The sequence below is a fragment of the Amycolatopsis sp. NPDC006131 genome (assembly GCF_040614175.1).
GTDB classification, from domain to species: Bacteria; Actinomycetota; Actinomycetes; order Mycobacteriales; family Pseudonocardiaceae; genus Amycolatopsis_E; species Amycolatopsis_E tucumanensis.
This window is the reverse complement of the sequence record NZ_JBEXTX010000040.1, coordinates 47,332-61,823: the sequence shown is the minus strand read 5'-3', so window position 1 is coordinate 61,823 and position 14,492 is coordinate 47,332. Positions and strand designations below refer to the sequence as shown.

General features: G+C 73.1%; 13 protein-coding genes. 6 read left to right on the top strand and 7 right to left on the bottom strand.

All coding sequences use genetic code 11. The features are described from left to right. Nucleotides 1–181: 181 nt before the first annotated feature. Both ABZ215_RS21465 and ABZ215_RS21460 read right to left on the bottom strand, forming a co-directional pair. A complete protein-coding gene (locus tag ABZ215_RS21465; protein ID WP_354951050.1) occupies nucleotides 182–1,393 on the bottom strand; it encodes an acetyl-CoA C-acetyltransferase in 1,212 nt (403 codons plus the stop codon). A 101-nt stretch (nucleotides 1,394–1,494) separates the two neighbouring features. Further along, nucleotides 1,495–2,088 carry a TetR/AcrR family transcriptional regulator gene (locus ABZ215_RS21460; RefSeq protein WP_354951048.1) on the bottom strand — a complete coding sequence of 198 codons (594 nt, stop codon included), beginning with the start codon at nucleotides 2,086–2,088 and terminating at the stop codon, nucleotides 1,495–1,497. Between the two features lie 83 nt (nucleotides 2,089–2,171). Here ABZ215_RS21460 and ABZ215_RS21455 point away from each other — a divergent pair, with 83 nt between their 5' ends. Both ABZ215_RS21455 and ABZ215_RS21450 read left to right on the top strand, forming a co-directional pair. Then, on the top strand, nucleotides 2,172–3,494 hold the full coding sequence (locus ABZ215_RS21455; protein ID WP_354951046.1) for an NAD(P)-binding domain-containing protein: 1,323 nt from the start codon (nucleotides 2,172–2,174) through the stop codon (nucleotides 3,492–3,494). After that, nucleotides 3,491–4,579, top strand: a complete 1,089-nt coding sequence (locus tag ABZ215_RS21450) for a serine hydrolase domain-containing protein (protein WP_354951044.1) — start codon at nucleotides 3,491–3,493, stop codon at nucleotides 4,577–4,579. The genes ABZ215_RS21455 and ABZ215_RS21450 overlap by 4 nt, the downstream gene beginning before the upstream one ends. On the opposite strand, the gene ABZ215_RS21445 is transcribed toward ABZ215_RS21450, so the two are convergent. From ABZ215_RS21445 to ABZ215_RS21435, 3 genes are read right to left on the bottom strand one after another with little or no spacing between them, the layout of a single operon-like run. Further along, complete coding sequence (locus tag ABZ215_RS21445; RefSeq protein WP_354951042.1) at nucleotides 4,576–5,709, bottom strand: GDSL-type esterase/lipase family protein; 1,134 nt, start codon at nucleotides 5,707–5,709, stop codon at nucleotides 4,576–4,578. The two genes, ABZ215_RS21450 and ABZ215_RS21445, sit on opposite strands and share 4 nt — an antisense overlap. Next, the gene (locus ABZ215_RS21440; RefSeq protein ID WP_237334726.1) at nucleotides 5,706–6,284 is read right to left on the bottom strand and encodes a TetR-like C-terminal domain-containing protein; all 579 of its coding nucleotides are present in this window, start codon (nucleotides 6,282–6,284) and stop codon (nucleotides 5,706–5,708) included. The genes ABZ215_RS21445 and ABZ215_RS21440 overlap by 4 nt, the downstream gene beginning before the upstream one ends. A gap of 12 nt (nucleotides 6,285–6,296) precedes the next feature. Beyond that, complete coding sequence (locus tag ABZ215_RS21435) at nucleotides 6,297–7,919, bottom strand: AMP-binding protein (RefSeq protein WP_354951040.1); 1,623 nt, start codon at nucleotides 7,917–7,919, stop codon at nucleotides 6,297–6,299. Nucleotides 7,920–8,096: 177 nt separating this feature from the next. Here ABZ215_RS21435 and ABZ215_RS21430 point away from each other — a divergent pair, with 177 nt between their 5' ends. From ABZ215_RS21430 to ABZ215_RS21420, 3 genes are all read left to right on the top strand, one after another. After that, nucleotides 8,097–8,990: an SDR family oxidoreductase gene (locus tag ABZ215_RS21430; RefSeq protein WP_354951038.1), complete on the top strand. Its 894-nt coding sequence runs from the start codon at nucleotides 8,097–8,099 to the stop codon at nucleotides 8,988–8,990. Between the two features lies 1 nt (nucleotide 8,991). Further along, complete coding sequence (locus ABZ215_RS21425; protein WP_354951036.1) at nucleotides 8,992–9,450, top strand: MaoC family dehydratase; 459 nt, start codon at nucleotides 8,992–8,994, stop codon at nucleotides 9,448–9,450. Between the two features lie 151 nt (nucleotides 9,451–9,601). Beyond that, nucleotides 9,602–11,044 (top strand): DHA2 family efflux MFS transporter permease subunit, encoded by a 1,443-nt coding sequence (locus ABZ215_RS21420; protein WP_354951034.1) that lies wholly within the window; start codon nucleotides 9,602–9,604, stop codon nucleotides 11,042–11,044. A gap of 251 nt (nucleotides 11,045–11,295) precedes the next feature. Here the strand turns inward: ABZ215_RS21420 and ABZ215_RS21415 are convergent, their stop codons facing one another. Together ABZ215_RS21415 and ABZ215_RS21410 are read right to left on the bottom strand one after the other, a co-directional pair. Then, entirely contained in the window at nucleotides 11,296–11,922 is a 627-nt protein-coding gene (locus ABZ215_RS21415) for an MBL fold metallo-hydrolase (protein ID WP_354951032.1), read from the bottom strand. Next, entirely contained in the window at nucleotides 11,919–13,004 is a 1,086-nt protein-coding gene (locus ABZ215_RS21410; RefSeq protein ID WP_354710763.1) for an S-(hydroxymethyl)mycothiol dehydrogenase, read from the bottom strand. The genes ABZ215_RS21415 and ABZ215_RS21410 overlap by 4 nt, the downstream gene beginning before the upstream one ends. A gap of 127 nt (nucleotides 13,005–13,131) precedes the next feature. Between ABZ215_RS21410 and ABZ215_RS21405 the strand changes: the two genes are divergently transcribed. Next, a complete protein-coding gene (locus ABZ215_RS21405) occupies nucleotides 13,132–14,379 on the top strand; it encodes a LuxR C-terminal-related transcriptional regulator (RefSeq protein WP_354951030.1) in 1,248 nt (415 codons plus the stop codon). The last annotated feature ends 113 nt before the right edge of the window (nucleotides 14,380–14,492 follow it).

The window sequence follows — 14,492 nt, the reverse complement described above, 5'->3', positions numbered from 1 at the left end:
GACGGCGACCCGAACGCCGGGACCACCTACAACCTGGGCAACAACAACCCGGACCCGGCGGACCAGCGAGCGGTCGTATCGCCGTCACCCACAGCGCCGCGAGCCCCTGGCCCCCGCCGATGCGAGGTTCGTCTCCAGGACGCGGGCTGCGTGCGCCTCAGGTCAGCCGACCGAGCCGGTGTCAGCCGATCCGCTCGAACACCGCCGCCAGGCCCTGGCCGCCGCCGATGCACATCGTCTCCAGGCCGTACCGCGCCTCGCGGCGGACCATCTCCCGCGCGAGCGTCGCCAGGATCCGCGCGCCCGTCGCCCCCACCGGGTGGCCCAGCGACACCCCGGATCCGTTGACGTTGAACCGCTCGTCGGTGTCGCTCAGCCCGAGCGTGCGGGTGCAGGCCAGCACCTGCGCGGCGAAGGCCTCGTTCAGCTCGATCAGGTCCAGGTCGTCCAGCGACAGCCCGGCCTTCGCCAGCGCCGCGCGGGTCGCGGGCACCGGGCCGATGCCCATCGTCTCGGCGGGCACCCCGGCGCGCGCGAACGACACCAGCCGCACCAGCGGGCGCAGGCCGAGCTTCTCCGCGGTCTCCCGGCTGGTGACCAGGCAGGCCGCGGCCGCGTCGTTCTGCCCGCTCGCGTTGCCCGCGGTGACCGTGGCCTCCGGGTCGGTGCGGATCATCACCGGCTTCAGCTTCGCCAGGCCCTCCGCGGTGGTGTCCGGGCGCGGGTGCTCGTCGGCGTCGACCACCGTCTCGCCCTTCCGCGACTTCACGGTGACCGGGACGATCTCGTCCTTGAACAGCCCGCCCTCGATCGCCCGCGCCGCCCGCTGCTGGGACCGCAGGGCGAGCGCGTCCTGGTCCTCGCGGGAGATGCCGTGCTCGCGGCGCAGGTTCTCGGCGGTCTCGATCATCCCGCCGGGGATCGGGTGGTGCACGCCGCCCGCGGTGGCGCGGCCGCGCGCCAGCGAGTCGTGCAGCTGCAGGCCGGCGCCCTTGATCCCCCAGCGGCCCTCGTGCGTGTAGTACGGCGCGGCGCTCATCACTTCGGCGCCACCCGCCAGCACGACGTCGCTGAACCCGGCGCGGATCTGCATGGCGGCGTCGAGCACGGCCTGCAGGCCGGAACCGCAGCGGCGGTCGATCTGGATGCCGGTCACCGTGTCCGGCAGGCCGGCGTCGAGCGCGGCCACCCGCCCGATCGCGGGCGCCTCGGACGTCGGGTAGGCGTGCCCCAGGATGACCTCGTCGACGCGCTCCGGGTCCACGCCGGCGCGCTCCACGACGGCGGACAGCACGTGCGCGGCGAGCGCGGCGGGCGTCTGGCCGGCCAGCGCTCCGCCGAACCGGCCGATCGGCGTCCGCAGCGGCTCGCAGATGACGACATCGACGGACATCCGTTGTCCTTTCACGGCTGGGCAGGGCTACGTCCGACGATCGCACCCCGGGACCATGAAGTCCAATATCCGATTCCGGCTCCGCTGAGACGACGAGCGTCTCACCGGGGCGGCCGCAGCGCCGGGAACCAGATGTCGCTGAGCACCTCGGCCGCCTCGTCCGCCGTGGAGGTGATCGTGCCCTGCACCGCCCACCGGGTGAAGAACCGCTCCAGCTGGCTGACCAGCAGCTCGATCCGCAGGTGCGCCTCGCCCCGCCGCTCCGGGCCCCACCGTGCCAGGTACCGCGGCATCGCGGCGGGCAGCTCGTCGACCGCGCGCTTGGCGATGGCCCGGAACTCCGGTTCGAGCGCGACCGCCTCGTCCCACGCGGGCAGGATCGCCTGGTTCTCCTCGAACCACGCGACCGCGCGCCGCATCCAGCCGGTGAACCCCTCGCGCGAACCGGTGGCGAGCACCTCGTCCAGCTCCGCGTACACCGCGACCGCCCGCTGCGCCATCGTCTCCGCGCCGATCTTCTGCAGCACCTCGGGCTTGCCGGAGAAGTGCAGGTAGAACGTCGCGCGGCTGCAGCCGACCGCGGAGACGATGTCGTCGATCGTCACCGCCGCGTAGCCGCGCTCCACGAACAGCGCCTTGGCGTGCTCCAGCAGGTCGCGCCGGGTCTGCTGCTTCTGCCGCTCCCGCAGGCTCATGACGGTCAGCCTACTCACTGGACACACCGTCAGCGAACGTGCCAGAGTGGTCAGCGGCATCGTGGCCAGCGGAGGAGGCATCCGTGAGTTCACTCCCCACCGTCTGCATCATCGGCGCCGGCTGCTCCGGCTTCACCACGGCGAAGCGGTTGCGCGACCACGGCATCCCCTACGACTGCTTCGAAATGTCCGACGACGTCGGCGGCAACTGGTACTTCGGCAACCCCAACGGGCGCTCGGCCTGCTACGAATCGCTGCACATCGACACCTCGACCACGCGCCTGCAGTTCGAGGACTTCCCGGCCGGCGCGGACTGGCCGCACTTCCCGCACCACTCGCTGATCCACCAGTACTTCCGCGACTACGTCGACCACTTCGGGCTGCGCGAGACGATCACCTTCGACACCGCGGTCGAGCACGCGGCACGGCGACCCGACGGCACCTGGCGGATCACCCTGTCCACCGGCGAGACCCGCGACTACGACGCGCTCGTGGTCGCCAACGGCCACCACTGGCGCCCGTACCTGCCCGACTACCCCGGCACGTTCGACGGGCCGGTCCTGCACAGCCACGCCTACCGCAGCCCGTTCGACCCGGTCGACATGCGGGACAAGCGGATCGTCGTGGTGGGCATGGGGAACTCGGCGCTGGACATCGCCTCCGAGCTCTCGCACCGCTCCATCGCGCGGCACGTGTGGGTGTCCGCGCGGCGCGGCGTGTGGGTGCTGTCGAAGTACCGCGGCGGCAAACCGGCGGACAAGATGATGATGCCGCCGTGGATGCCGAAGAAGATCGGCCTGGCCCTGTCCCGGCGGGCGATCAAGAAGACGCTGGGCAACATGGAGGACTACGGCCTGCCCAAGCCGGACCACGAGCCGCTGTCGGCGCACCCGTCGGTGAGCGTGGACTTCCTCGCCAGGGCCGGCTCCGGCGACCTCACCTGCGTGCCCGCGATCGAGCGGCTGGACGGCGACGCCGTGGTGTGCGTGGACGGCACCCGCGTCGAGGCCGACGTGATCGTGTGCGCCACCGGCTACCGGATGTCGTTTCCGTTCTTCGACGATCCGGCGCTGCTGCCGGACGCCGAGCACCGGCTGCCGCTGTTCAAGCGGATCGTCAAGCCCGGCATCGAAAACCTCTACTTCGCCGGGCTGGCGCAGGCGTCGCCGACGATCGTCAACCTCGCCGAGCAGCAGAGCAAGCTCATCGCGCGGCACCTGACCGGGGAGTACGAGCTGCCGGACGTCGCGGAGATGGAGGCCGCCATCGCACGGGACGAGGCCAAGCACCTCGGGCAGTACTACTCCGCGCCGCGGCACACCATCCAGCTCGACTTCGCCCGCTACGTGCGGGACCTGCACCGCGAGATCGAGGCGGGCCGGAAGCGGGCGGCGGCCGTCCGGTGAACGGCCACTGCGACGCGCGGTTCGCCGCACTCGGCGACCTGCTGGCGGAGCGGCTGCGCGACGGCGCCGAGGCGGGCGCCTCGGTCTGCGTGATCGCCGACGGCGAGGTGGCGGTGGACCTGTGGGGCGGCTCGGCCGCGCCGGGCGTGCCGTGGACGCGGGACACGCTGGTCACCACGTACTCGCTGACCAAGACGATGGTGGCGCTGGTGGCGCTCGCGCTGGTGGACCGGGGGCAGCTGGACCCGGACGCGCCGGTGGCGCGGTACTGGCCGGAGTTCGCCGCCGCCGGCAAGGACGGCGTGCTGGTGCGGCACGTCCTGGGCCACACCTCGGGCGTGTGCGGATGGGCCTCGCCGGTCACTCTCGACGACATCTGCGACGTGGCACGAGCGGCGGCGTTGCTGGCGGTGCAGGAGCCGTGGTTCCCGCCGGGCGAGGGCTCCGGGTACCAGGCGGTCAGCCACGGCCACCTGGTCGGCGAGATCGTGCGGCGGGTGACCGGCCGCTCGCTGGGCACGGTGCTGCGGTCGGAGTTCGCGGAGCCGCTGGGGGCGGACTACTGGCTGGGCGCACCGGCGGACGTGGACGCCCGGCTCGCCACGCTGGTGCCGCCCGAGTCGTCCGGAGTGGACTACGCGGCCCTCGACCCGATCGCGGTGCGCACGCTGACGAACCCGCTGATCCCGCCGTCGGTGACGACCACGCGTCCGTTCCTGGCGGCCGAGCTGGGTGGGCTGAACGGCCAGGGCAACGCCCGCTCGGTGGCGCGCCTGCAGTCGGTCGTCTCCCACGGCGGGACGATCGACGGCAGGCGGTTGCTTTCGGAGTCCACTGTGGAGCGCATCTTCGAGGTGCAGGCCGACGGGGTGGACCGGGTGCTCGGCGCGCCCGTCCGGTTCGGGCTCGGCTACGCGGTCGACGGCCGCACCTGCTGGTGGAGCGGTTTCGGCGGCGCGGTGGTGGTGAACGACCTCGACCGGCGGCTGACGTTCGCCTACGTGATGAACCGGATGGCGCCGGGGCTGCTGAACGCGCCGAACACCACCGCCTACCTCGCCGCGCTCCGCTCCTGCCTGGACTAGCGAGCCGCGAACGGCCCGCCGAACGCCAGCTTGGCGAACCGCTCCCCCATCAGCCGGTGGGTCGCCGCGTCGGGGTGGAGGTTGTCGGGCAGCGGGCGGTCGTTCTCGCCGTGGAGGTCGCGGCCGTCGAGGTAGTGCAGGTTCTCGTCGGCGCGCTCCGCGACGATCCGCGCCAGCTCCTCCCGGATCACGCGCAGCGTCAGCTTCCCGGCAGCGCGCTCGGCCGGATCCCCCGTGGCCCGGAAGCGCACGACGCCCGACTGCAGCGCCTCGACGTCGAACGCGCCGGGGCCGGGCGTGTCCTCGTGGATCGGGCACCAGATCGGCGAGACCACCAGCAGCGGGGCGTCCGGGTGCCCGTCCCGGATCGTGTCGAGGAAACCGTGCACCGCGGGCGTGAACGCACGCAGCCGCATCACGTCGCCGTTCACCAGGTTGATCCCGATCTTGACGCTGATCAGGTCGGCCGGGGTGTCCCGCATGACCCGCGCGGTGAACGAGTCCAGCATCGCGCTGCCGCCGAAGCCCAGGTTCACCAGCTCGGCCCCGCCGAGGCCGGCGGCCACCGCGGGCCACGTGGTGACCGGGCTCGCCGCGTCCGAGCCGTGGCTGATCGAGCTGCCGTGGTGCAGCCAGACGCGCCCACTCACGGGCAACGCGGAGACCGGCGCGTCCGTGCGCAGCGCGATCAGCTCGGTGATCTCGTTGTGCGGCAGCCAGATCTCCACGTCCTTGTCGTGGCCGGGCAGCCCGTCGAACCGCACCGTGCCGGGCGGCCCGGGCTCCATCCGGGCCGCGCCGGTGGACAGGTCGATGTGGACGGTGTTGCCGCCGCCGACCCCGCCCTGCGCGGTCAGCCGCCCGTCGACCAGCAGGTCGTACACGCCGTCCGGGCGCGGCGGGGTGCCCACGTAGGACCGGGTGGTGCGCAGCGCGTCCAGTTCGATCACGGTCGCGCGGGTGCGGAAGACCAGCCGCACGCCGGACGGTTGCGACTCCGCCATGCGGAGCGGCGCGTCGGCACGGCCGCGCGCCCACGCGGGCAGCCGGTGCGGCACCAGGCCGTGCGCACCAGATTCGACGTCCAGGGCTCCGCGCAGCAGGTCCGCGGTCAGGGGTGTGGTGATCACGATCCGGTCCTCCCGGGCCAGTTCCGCAGGGTGACGTCGAGGACCTCGAGGATCCGCGACCAGGACTCGCCGGGCTCGGGCGCGCTGTGGCCGAACGCGCCGCCCGATTCGAGTTCGACGAAGCCGTGGACGACGCTGCCCAGCAGCCGGACGGCGTGCGGGTGGTCGGCCTCCGGCACGTCGTAGCCACGCAGGATCGCCTGCATCATCCGGGTGTGCCGGGGCCCGGCGCTCGCGGCCGCGTGCTCCGGGTCGAGCCGGAACCGCGCCGCCGCCCAGCGGCCCGGGTGCTCGCGGGCGTAGTCGCGGTAGACGCCGGCGAAGGCGACCAGCGCGTCCCGGCCGGCTCGCCCGGCGAGCGCGTCGGCGGCCCGGTCGGCGAGTTCGCCCAGCGCCAGCAGCGCGACGCGGACCTTGAGGTCGTGGGCGCCCCGCACGTGCGAGTACAGGCTCGCGACCTGGACGCCGAACCGGCGGGCCAGCGCCGACGGGGTGACCTCGTCGAACCCGGCCTCGTCGGCCAGCTCCGCCCCCGCCTGGACCACGCGTTCCGTGGTCAGTCCCGCTCGCACCATGCCTAAAGCATATCAGGAACTTCCTAAATGTTTTAGGAGGAGGTCGCGGGCCCAGGCCAGCTCGAGCTTCCCGGTTGGCGTGCGGCGCAGCTCGGGCAGCAGCGCGATCGTGCGCGGCACCTTGTACCCGGCCAGGCCACGGCGCACCCACTCCCGCAGCTCCCCGGCCGACAACGTCGCCGAAGCCGTCGCGACCACCGCCGCGACGCGCTCGCCCCACGTCTCGTCCGGCAGGCCCACCACGACCGCGTCGGTGACCTCCGGGTGGGTCAGCAACGCGTCCTCGACCTCCTGCGGGTGCACCTTCTCGCCGCCGGTGTTGATGACGCCGGACCCGCGGCCGAGGAACCGGATCGCGCCGTCGGCCTCGACAGCGGCCAGGTCGCCGGGGATGGCGTAGCGGACGCCGCCGATCGTGCGGAACGTCGTGGCCGTCTTCGCCGAGTCCTTGTAGTAGCCGAGCGGGATCGGGCCGCGGTAGGCGAGGACGCCGGTCTCGCCGCTGCCGGGCGTCACTTCGGCGTCGCCGGGGCCGAACACCTTCGTCGCGGGCACCGGGAAGAACCGCGACGGCAGATCGTCCACAGTGGAGGTGACCGCGAACGCGAACGGCCCGCCCTCGCTCGAGGCGATCGCGTCGAAGATCGTGAGGCTCGCCCGCTCGTGCAGCGCGTGCTTGAGCCGGTCGGACAGCGCCGTGCCGGAACTGATCACCGACCGCAGCGAGCCGAGGTCGTGCGGGCTCCCCCGCCGCTCCGCCGCGACCAGCTCGTCGACGAGTGGACGGCAGACGGCGTTGCCGGCGACGATGATCGTGCGGGCCCGCTGCGCGGCGACCGTCGTCCAGACGTGGTGCGAGTCGAGCGCGCCGGGCCTGGTGGTGATCACCCGGCCGCCGGTGAGCAGGGCGCCCATCGAGTTGAAAAGGCCGGTGCCGTGCATCAGCGGCACGACCGGCATCGTCGCGTGCGAGCGGTCCTCGGCGTGGGCGTCGATCGCGAGGTGGACGGCCTCGGTGAGGGTGGCGGGCAGCTCCCGCGCGCCCAGCGGTCGGAAGACCGGCACGAACAGCGAGTGCAGCAGGTCGGACTGCCGCCAGATGACGCCCTTCGGCTTGCCGGTGGTGCCGCCGGTGTACATGAAGATCTCGTCCGAGCCGAACCGGTGCTCCGGCAGGCGCGGCGGGGTGACGGTGAGCAGGTCCTCCAGTTCCGGCGCCGACGGCCCGGGCTCCACGGCGGGGCCGGCGCGGACCAGCAGCCGCAGGGTCGGCACGTGCTCCGCGGCGTGGCGCAGGTTCGGCGCGAGCACCCCGCTGAACACCACCGCGGCCGCGTCGGCGTCGGTGAGCAGCGCCGTCAGCTCGTCCGCGGTGTACCGGTAGTTCGCGTTGACCGGCACGGCGCCGATCTTGAACGCGGCGAACACGGTTTCCAGGTAGGCCGCGCCGTTGTGCAGGTAGCAGGCCACCTTGTCGCCGGCCCGCACCCCGGCCTCCTCGAACGCGGTGGCCAGCCGGGCGGCGCGGTCGTCGAACTGGGCGTAGGTCAGGTCGCGCCCCGGTTCGGAGATAGCGACCGCGTCCGGCAGGCCACGGGCCACGGCCTCCCAGACGGTGCCGAAGGAGACGTCCATCCGGTCCGCACCTCCTCGGCTCGGCGTCCAGCGTAGGAAGGCGCGGGGCCGGAGCGACACGGCCGGGAACCGCAGGACGGGCGGGACAAACGTCGCACCACGGTGGCGACGCAAGGCCAGCGTGCCGGGCAGCCGCGGCTCATACCGTCGAGGAGATCCGCGATCGAAGGAGGGCACATGCTCGACGGCAGAGTCGCCGTGGTCACCGGGGCCGGCCGCGGCCTGGGCCGGTCCTACGCACGGGCGCTGGCCGCCGCGGGCGCCGCCGTGGTCGTCAACGACCTCGACGCCGACGTCGCCAAGGCGACGGTCGCGGAGATCACCGCCGCGGGCGGCCGGGCGGTCGCCGTGGTCGGTTCCGTCGGCGGCAGCCACCTGGCCGACGCGCTGGTTCGGCGGGCGGTCGGCGAGTTCGGCCGCCTCGACGTGATGGTCACCAACGCCGGCGCGCTGCGCGACCGGACGCTGCGCAACACCAGCGACGACGACTTCGACCTCGTGGTCACCAGCCACCTGCGCGGCACCTTCACCTGCGGCCGCGCGGCGGTGCGGCGGTTCCGGGAGCAGGGCGAGGGCGGGCGGCTGATCCTCGTCGGCTCCCCCGCCGGGCAGCGCGCCAGCTTCGGGCAGACCGCGTACTCCGCGTCGAAGGGCGCCATCGTCGCGATGATGCGCACCTGGGCGGTGGAGCACGCGAAGATCGGCGTGACGGTCAACGCGATCGTGCCCACCGCGCTCACCCGGATGGTCGCGACCATGCCGGGACTGGGCGAGCTGGTGTCCAGGGTGGACGCCGGGGAGCCGGTGCCGGAGCCGCTGCGGCGCCAGGGCCTCGGCACCCCGGACGACGTGGCGCCGCTGGTGGTCTACCTCGCGTCGGCGGAATCCGCGCACGTCACCGGCCAGGCCATCGCCGCCGGTGGCGACCGCATCGCGCTGTGGACGCACCCGGGCGAGGTGGCCGAGGAGCTGCGGCCCGGTGGCTGGACCGTGCCGGAGGTCGCGCGGCTGTTCGCCGGAGCGCCGCTGCAGGAGTTCGAACCCGCGCCGCTGGCCCTCGAGGAGGTCTGACGTGGCGATCGTGGTGCACGGCATCCAAGGCGTGCGCGCCCTGCCGCTCGGGGAACCGCTCGGCAGCAGCGGGCTGGTCGAGGTCACCCAGGAGGCGGTGAACCGGTTCGCCGAGGCGACCGGGGACCACCAGTGGATCCACGTCGACGTCGAGCGGGCGAAGGCGGGACCGTTCGGCGGACCCATCGCGCACGGTTACCTGACGCTGTCGCTGGTGCCGCGGCTGCTGCCGGAGATCGTGGAGTTCACCGGGTTCGGGCTGACCGTCAACTACGGCTGCGAGAAGGTCCGCTTCCCCTCCCCGGTGCCGGTGGGCAGCAAGGTGCGCGCGACCGCCACGCTCGAAGAAGTGACCGAGGTGCGGGGCGGGCTGCAGCTGGCGATCACGATGACGATCGCCGTCGAGGACGCGCCGAAACCGGCCTGCGTGGCGACGATCCTCATCCGCCAGATGACCTAGCGCCGCAGCGGGAATTCGATGGACGGGCGGTGCGTTCGCACCGTATAAGTGGTTCGGCTGTTTTCGCCTGCCCTGCTGGGGGATGGGTGCGGCCGTTCCGGCGGCGCCGAGGCCGCGATCCCGACCACTGAATTCCCTGTGAGGTGCTTCCATGGCCGCCCCCGCGACCACTCCGCCAGACGCCGCGCACGAGGCGCCGCCGCGGTCCGGGCTGCTCATCGGCGTGCTGGTCGTCTCCGCGTTCGTGATGATCCTGAACGAGACGATCTTGAGCGTCGCGCTGCGCGACCTCACCGCCGACCTGGCCGTCTCCACCACCACGGTGCAGTGGCTGACCAGCGGGTTCCTGCTGACGATGGCGGTGGTCATCCCGACCACCGGGTTCCTGCTCGAACGGTTCACCCCGCGCCAGGTGTTCCTCGCGTCGCTGACCCTGTTCAGCGCGGGCACCGCGATCAGCGGGCTCGCGCCCGGTTTCGGCATGCTGATGGCCGGGCGCGTGGTCCAGGCCTGCGGCACGGCCGTGATGCTGCCGCTGCTGATGACGTCGGTGATGCGCCTGGTGCCGGAGAACAAGCGCGGCGCGACGATGGGAACCATCACCATCGTGATCGCCGTGGCCCCCGCGGTGGGGCCGACGATCGGCGGCGCGGTGCTCGCGTCGCTGGGCTGGCGCTGGATGTTCTGGATCGTGCTCCCGCTGGCGCTGGCCGCGCTGGCGATCGGCGCGGCGTGGTTCCGGCTGGACAGCTCGACCCGCAAGGTGCCGCTGGACGTGCCGTCGGTGCTGCTGTCCGCGCTCGGTTTCGGCGGCGTGCTCTACGGCCTGGCCGGCGTCGGCGAAGGCGGCGGGCACGCGCCGGTGCCGCCGTGGGCCACGATCGTCGGCGGGCTCGCCCTGCTGGCCGTGTTCACCTGGCGGCAGACGCGGCTGCAGCGCGAGGACAGGGCGCTGCTGGACCTGCGGCCGTTCACCCACCGCAGTTTCGTCGTCGCGCTGGTGCTGGCCGCGCTGCTGTTCGTGTGCCTGCTCGGGGTCGCGTCGATCATGCTGCCGCTGTACCTGCAGACCGTGCTGCACACCAGCACGTTCGTCAGCGGGCTGGCGGTGCTGCCCGGCGGCCTGACGCTCGGGTTGCTGGGCCGCCCGGTCGGGGCGCTGTTCGACCGGTTCGGCGCGCGGCCGCTGGTGATCCCCGGCGCGGTGGCGCTGGCGGTGTCGATGTGGCTGTTCGCGCTGCTCGGGCCGGGCTCGCCGCTGGCCGCGGTGATCGCCATCCACGTGCTGCTGATGGCCGGGCTCGGCTTCATGATGACGCCGCTGATGACGGAGTCGCTCGGCGTGCTGCCGGACCACCTGTACTCGCACGGCAGCGCGATCCTGGCGACGCTGCAGCAGGTCGCGGGCGCGTTCGGCACCGCGGTGTTCGTCAGCGTGGCCACGCTGGCCAGCAACGACCCGGCGGGCATCCCGGACGCCACGGGCCTGCGCACGGCGTTCGTGGTGGCCGGCGTCGTCGGGGTGCTCGCGCTGGTGACCGCGCTGTTCGTGCGCAAGCCCGCCGCCGCGACGCCCGCGCCTGCGGCGCACTGAGCGGGGGCACCCGGCGGGTGGCCGCGCTGCGGGACATCACCTGCCTGCACGTCGCCGACGCCTGCCGCGCACTGAGCGCAGACGCTGCCCCGCCGACGCACCACCTCGCCGTCATCGCTGCTGGGCAGCCCGCGCGCTGAGCGCGGGCTGCCCAGTTCTCGCTCACCGCGGCGGTGGCAGCATCGTGGCCGGGCAGCCCGCGCGGTAGCCAGGCGCGCTACGACGGCCACGGCGTGGGCGACCACGCCGGCTCAGTAGCCGCGTGCGATCCACTCCGCCAGGTGCGGCGCCTCGGTCCCGATGGTGGTCCCGTCGCCGTGACCGGTGTGCACCCGGGTGTCCTCCGGGAGCTTGAACAGCCGGTCCCGGATCGAGTCGATGATCGTCGGGAAGTCCGAGAACGACCGGCCCGTCGCGCCCGGCCCGCCGGCGAACAGCGTGTCGCCGGTGAAGAGCGCCTTCGCCTCGGGCAGGTGCAGGCACACCGAGCCGGGCGAGTGGCCCGGGGTGTGGATCAGCTCGATCTCGGTGCCGGCGACGGCGATGCGCTGACCGTCGTCGGCCTTCCAGAACGCCTGCCCGGCGTGGGTCATGTCCCACAGCTCCTGGTCGCCCGGGTGCAGGAGCACCGGCGCGTAGAGCCGCTCGCCGAGCTGCGGCGCGTGGGTGACGTGGTCGTTGTGGCCGTGCGTGCAGACCACCGCGACGACCTTGCGCCCCGCGACGGCCTCGACGATCGGCTTGTCGTCGTGCGCGGCGTCGACCACCACCACCTCGTGGTCGTCGCCGATGAGCCAGACGTTGTTGTCGACCTCCCAGCTGCCGCCGTCGAGTTCGAACACGCCGGAGGTGACGACCCGGTCGATCCGGAAGCTCACCAGACCACCACCGAACGCAGCACCTCGCCGGCGTGCATGGTGTGGAAGGCCTTCTCGACGTCGTCCAGCCCGATGCGCTCGGTGACGAACTTGTCCAGTGGCAGCCTGCCCTGCAGGTACAGGTCGACCAGCACCGGGAAGTCCCGTTCCGGCAGGCAGTCGCCGTACCAGGACGACTTCAGCGCGCCGCCGCGGGAGAAGAAGTCGAGCAGCGGCATCTCCAGCCGCATGTCCGGGGTCGGGACGCCGACCAGCACGACCGTGCCGGCGAGGTCGCGGGCGTAGAACGCCTGCTTCCAGGTCTCCGGCCTGCCCACCGCGTCGATCACCACGTCCGCGCCGAACCCGCCGGTCAGGGCCTGGACGGCCTCGACCACGTCGGTCTCGGTCGCGTTGACCGTGTGGGTGGCGCCCAGTTCGGTAGCCCACTCGAGCTTCTTCGCGTCGCGGTCGACGGCGATGATCTTGTTCGCCCCGGCCAGGCGGGCCCCGGCGATGGCCGCGTCGCCGACGCCACCGCAGCCGATCACCGCGACGGAATCGCCGCGGCTCACCGCGCCGGTGTTGACCGCCGCGCCCAGCCCGGCCATCACGCCGCAGCCGAGCAGGCCGGCGACGGCGGGGTCGGCGGCCGGGTCGACCTTGGTGCACTGCCCGGCGTGCACGAGCGTCTTGTCCGCGAACGCGCCGATGCCCAGCGCCGGGGTCAGCTCGGTGCCGTCGGTCAGGGTCATCTTCTGGGTGGCGTTGAACGTGCTGAAGCAGTACTGCGGGCGGCCGCGCTTGCAGGCCCGGCACTGGCCGCACACCGCGCGCCAGTTGAGGACGACGTAGTCACCCGGCTGGACCGAATCGACGCCTTCGCCGACGCTTTCGACGGTGCCGGCGGCTTCGTGCCCGAGCAGGAACGGGAACTCGTCGTTGATGCCGCCCTCGCGGTAGGTCAGGTCGGTGTGGCACACCCCGCACGCGGCGATCGCGACCACGACCTCACCGGGACCGGGGTCGGGGATCACGATGTCGGTGAGCTCGACCGGAGCTCCCTTCGAGCGGGCGATCACGCCGCGGACCGTCTGTGGCATCGGCTGTTCCTTTCGGTGGAGAAGCATGCGCGGTGACGCATACCGTTGGCGACGGTAGCCCTGAGTGGCGTTTCCGCGACCTGGTCGTCGGATCAGTAAAACCTCGACCTCCGGTTAGAGTGGCCGCATGGATCCGGTGTCCGATCTGGTGGCTCTGCGCGAGGTCGTGGACGGGCCGCTGCACGAAATCGCCCGCCGCCTCTCGCGGTTCCTCGGCGAGCGGTGGCCGCACACCGCGCTCGTCGTGTTCACCCGGGAGTGCACCGGGCGGCCGCGCAAGGTCGCCGGCGCCACCGAGATGATCAACAAGGTCACGATCGGCGAGCTGGAGGAGCTGAAGGCCGCGGTCGAGCCCGGCCGTCCGGTCAGCACGACCGCGTCGATCGCGGGCGCGGAGCGGACCGTGTGGGTGGTGCTCGATCCGGCCGGCACGCTGCTCGTCCTGGTCCCCCGCGCGGCGCGGCGGCGGCTGCCCGAGCCGGAGCTGCTGGCCGCGATCTTCGGCCTGGTGGTGACCTCGATCAGCCAGCAGGTCGCCCAGGCCAGCCCCGACTACCTCGCCGAGTCGCGGGCCGCCTCCAGCGAGCGGGAGCGGACGATCGCCGAGCTGGCGGCCGCGCACGAGGCGGCGCTGGTGGCGATCCTGACCACGCTGCGGTCCGCCGGTCTGGACGACCGCCGGGCGCGGCTGTCGGCGGCGGACTCGGCGTCGGCGGCGTTGCTGGCGCTGCGATCGGCGCGGAAGTCGGACCAGGCGCTGTCCGAGGAGGCCGCGCCGGAGGCGTTCGCCCGGCTGCGCGAGGACATCCGGCAGATGCTGCGGCACCACGAGGCGCCGATCGAGTTCGTCGCCCCGTCCGGCGGTTCCGTGCCCGGCGAGATCGCGCACGCCGCGCGGGCGATGACGCGGACGGCCGTGCTGGCGTTCACCGCCCAGCCGGGCCTGGCGCGCCTGCGGATCGCGTGGTCGAGCGACGGCGCGAGCCTGGTGGTCGACGTGCGGGACCAGGGGTCCGGCGAGCTGGACGTGGACGCGCTGCGCCGTGGCCTCCAGGGCCGGGCGCGCACGCTGGGCGCCACGCTGGACATCGACGCCGCGCCGGGCTGGGGCAGCCGGGTGACGATCTCGCTGCCGCTGGACGCACCCGAGCCCTCCGGCGAAACGCGGCTGACGAACCTCAACCGCCGCGAGCGGGAGGTGCTGGCGCTGCTCGCGCAGGGCAAGCGGAACAAGGCGATCGCGGCGGAGCTGGGCGTCACCGAGAGCACCGTGAAGTTCCACGTGACCGGCGTGCTGCAGAAACTGGAAGTGAGCTCCCGCGGCGAGGCCGCGGCGCTGGCCCTGGGCGCCGGGCTCGGTGTGGCGCACGCCTGAGGTCGCGCGTTTCGGCGGATCCACGGCCGTTTCACCGTGCTGGTCGCGCGTCCAGCAGCTCACCCACTTGCAACCGCTGATCGACTTCGACGCGTTCACGTCATCCCCGGCGG

Excerpts from the sequence above, each read along its gene's own strand:
- ABZ215_RS21465 (WP_354951050.1), bottom strand. The coding sequence starts at position 1,393 with ATGTCCGTCGATGTCGTCATCTGCGAGCCGCTGCGGACGCCGATCGGC.
- ABZ215_RS21460 (WP_354951048.1), bottom strand. The coding sequence starts at position 2,088 with ATGAGCCTGCGGGAGCGGCAGAAGCAGCAGACCCGGCGCGACCTGCTG.
- ABZ215_RS21440 (WP_237334726.1), bottom strand. The coding sequence starts at position 6,284 with ATGGTGCGAGCGGGACTGACCACGGAACGCGTGGTCCAGGCGGGGGCG.
- ABZ215_RS21435 (WP_354951040.1), bottom strand. The coding sequence starts at position 7,919 with ATGGACGTCTCCTTCGGCACCGTCTGGGAGGCCGTGGCCCGTGGCCTG.
- ABZ215_RS21430 (WP_354951038.1), top strand. The coding sequence starts at position 8,097 with ATGCTCGACGGCAGAGTCGCCGTGGTCACCGGGGCCGGCCGCGGCCTG.
- ABZ215_RS21420 (WP_354951034.1), top strand. The coding sequence starts at position 9,602 with ATGGCCGCCCCCGCGACCACTCCGCCAGACGCCGCGCACGAGGCGCCG.
- ABZ215_RS21410 (WP_354710763.1), bottom strand. The coding sequence starts at position 13,004 with ATGCCACAGACGGTCCGCGGCGTGATCGCCCGCTCGAAGGGAGCTCCG.
- ABZ215_RS21405 (WP_354951030.1), top strand. The coding sequence starts at position 13,132 with ATGGATCCGGTGTCCGATCTGGTGGCTCTGCGCGAGGTCGTGGACGGG.